The sequence below is a fragment of the Propioniciclava sp. genome (genome assembly GCF_036744435.1).
Classification (GTDB): domain Bacteria; phylum Actinomycetota; class Actinomycetes; order Propionibacteriales; family Propionibacteriaceae; genus Propioniciclava.
In genome coordinates, this window is the sequence record NZ_DAIOIA010000092.1 from 9402 (window position 1) to 12117 (window position 2716).

4 protein-coding genes are annotated in these 2716 nt (G+C 71.9%); all 4 read right to left on the reverse strand.

All coding sequences use genetic code 11. The features are described 5' to 3' along the window. Window positions 1–968, reverse strand: a 968-nt coding sequence (locus tag V7E09_RS11385; RefSeq protein WP_324523409.1) for a hypothetical protein, incomplete at its 3' end; no start/stop codon positions are given. 238 nt (window positions 969–1206) lie between these two features. Continuing rightward, on the reverse strand, window positions 1207–1455 hold the full coding sequence (locus V7E09_RS11390) for a hypothetical protein (RefSeq protein WP_218714254.1): 249 nt from the start codon (window positions 1453–1455) through the stop codon (window positions 1207–1209). Window positions 1456–1497: 42 nt separating this feature from the next. Beyond that, on the reverse strand, window positions 1498–2289 hold the full coding sequence (locus tag V7E09_RS11395; RefSeq protein ID WP_324523410.1) for an FHA domain-containing protein: 792 nt from the start codon (window positions 2287–2289) through the stop codon (window positions 1498–1500). A gap of 62 nt (window positions 2290–2351) precedes the next feature. Then, window positions 2352–2716 (reverse strand): MinD/ParA family ATP-binding protein (locus V7E09_RS11400; protein WP_442956879.1); only part of this gene is annotated, 365 nt, incomplete at its 5' end.

Consider the following 2716-nt stretch of genomic DNA (forward strand, 5'->3'; position numbering starts at 1 on the left):
GCGTCGGCGCGGGCTTGCAGCTCGCGCACGTGCGCGGCGATCGCGCCGGCCCGGCGATCGAACGTGGGATCGTCCCCGATCTGGCGGTCGGTCGTGGCCACGAACTTCACGGCCTTGTCCCACTGCCGACGCAGCGTGCGTGCCGCGGCGATGCGGCCGCGGGGGCGGCGGGTGCCGCGATCGCGCTCGGTGCGTACGTGCTCCAAGCCGGGCGCGGTCGCCACGAGCGCGGCGACGTCGGCGTGCCGCCACCTGGCGGCCGCCGCTCCGATGAGCACGCGCCAGAGGACCGCGGAGGCGTCGCCGGAGGCGGCGTCCTCGCGCAGCGCGGCCGCGCTCACGGCCGCCAGCTCGCGGCGTGGGCCGGGCAGGAACAGGCGCGAGTGGTCGTCGAGGGGCAGAGGTTTGCGGGGGTCGATCGTGTGGGCGGGCTCGGCGTCGTCAACGAGGCGCACCAGGCGCTCGGTGAGCGCGCGAACCTGCGCCACGGTGCCCGTGGGCTCGGTGAGCGCGCGCAGCTCGCCGCTGAGGACGGTGGAGTGCCCGCCGGCACGGTGGGGCGCTCCTGGCGGCCGCACGCACCCGGTGACGGCATTCGTCAGCGGGGAAAGGTCGAGGGAGGGGCACACGTGCTGCGCGAGATACGCGAGCTTGCTCATGCTGCCGGCGTCGACGCCCTCGGCCAGAGCGGCCCAGACGTGGCGGCCGCCGGTTGGGCCGGAGGCGCAGACGACGGGCGACAGGCCGACGTCGACAAGGAGACCGGCGAGCACGTCGGCGTCTCGGGCGGCCGCGGCGGCCGCGCCGGCAGTCTTGGCGTCGAGGTCAAAGCAGAGTAGCCGGAACAGGCGATCGGGCCCAGCGAGGTAGACCGCCCACGGGCGATCGGGCGCGGGCCCACTGACGCGGCGGTGACCGTCGTAGAGGTTCAGAGCGTCGCCGTAGGCGTCGACCGCGGCCACACGCACGCTCGGGCGCGGGCTCAGCTCGGCAGTGAGCGCCCACGAATCTGGGCGTGGTTGCTGCGCAGTTCTTGAACTAGACGTTATGATGGGGTCACCTCCTGGGGCTCCTCCTGGGTACAACGAGACCCCGGCTTCCCGGCCGGTTTCTCAAACTGCTTGATCTGCTTCTGTCGCCAAACTTCTTCAGATCAGGCCTTAGCTTCGAACCCCTCGCCCTCACAGGGTGGGGGGTTCGCTAGTTCTACGCGCTCCTTCGCAGGGGCTCACCTCCGGCGTCAAGATCAAGTCGTGGCTGCTCCGGGAGGTCCCAGCCCTCCGGGATGCCTGCTGCGCCAGGCTTGCCGGCGCGGATCGCGGCTTCGACGATGGCCCAGATGGGCGCGTTCGCCTCGCTGGCGTAAGTGTCGATCAGTTCCTTGACGTCGGGAGCTACGAACAGGTTGAGTGCAACCTTCGGAGTCCCCCGCGGTCGCCGGTACTGGTTTGACATGCCTCAACCCTAGCCGGTCTATCTACATCTACAGGGGACGTCTCAGGCGGGCGTGTCGTGCACGACTTCGGGGGTGCAGTCGACGTCGCCCATGCGCAGGGTCGTGCCGGGGTGGATCACGTACGGCTGGCCGGGGGTGAGCCACATGGGCGGCTCGGTGGCGGTCTCGATGCCGTTGCCGGAGTTGTGGTCGGTGACGACGATCTGGCCGGCGGCGTTGACGTCGACGAGCGCGTGCGTGCGCGAGAGCATCCGTCCGGGACTGACGACGGTGACCGCTGAGCGGCCGTCGACGGGCGAGGGGTTGCGGCCCACGGCCGCGTTCCCGTCGACGTCGACGGGCGGCTGGGTGGTGAAGTGCAGGCGCAGCGTCGGCCGACGCTGAACGGGCGGTCGCGGCCGTGTGCGGCCGGGGTCGTCCTCGTCGACCGGAGGGCGCGAGAACTGCTGCGGTTCGGGCTCGGGCTCGATGTTCTCGGGGCCGGGGCCGAGTTCTACGCGGTGCGGCTCCTGGATGCCGCATTGCGCGCAGCGCGTCTCGGTGACGGGTTGCAGTCGCCGGCACTGCCGGCAGCGGCCCTCGTCGACGGTGAGACCGTCTGCGGGGTCGATCATGCCGGCGTCGTTGAGCAGCTGCACGTAGCCCTCGGGGCGGACGGCGAGCTGCCAGGTGCCGGCGGGGTCGTTCACGGTGAGGCGCACGGGGCGGCGAAGGCCGGCCGCGATCGTCGCGCAGCGCGCGGTGATGCCCGTGCGCAGCTCCTCGATGGAGGCGGCCGCGCACGGGCGCTCGGAGCCGTTGACGGTGATCGTACCCGTGCCGTCGAGCTGCAAGCTCGCGACGACGCGCGGCCAATCCGCGACCCTCTGGGGGCCGGGGATTGGCCGGGTAATGCTCACAGCCCGTTTGCGACCGCTGCGCCGGCTCTGAGCCATGCGCGCTGCGTCGAGGGTCGCAGGGAGCCGTAGCGGAGAACGCCGTCGACCATTGCCGGGTCGTGGGGGACGGTGACGGCTGCGCGGGCCAGGCCGCTGTAGCCTTCCGCGACGCGGGCGAGGTCGGAGGAGACCGCCTTGGGGTCGGCCTGGTTGACGACGACGACGGCTCGCTGTGCGAGCTGGGCGGAGCGCTCGTCGCGCTCGGCCAGCCCTTCGAGGAGGAGCGCGCCGGCTTCGGCGTGGTCGTCTCGGGTCGTCGTGGCGACTACGAGCTGGTCGGTGTGGTCGATCATGCGCAGCCACATCGGGTCGGACTCGTCGT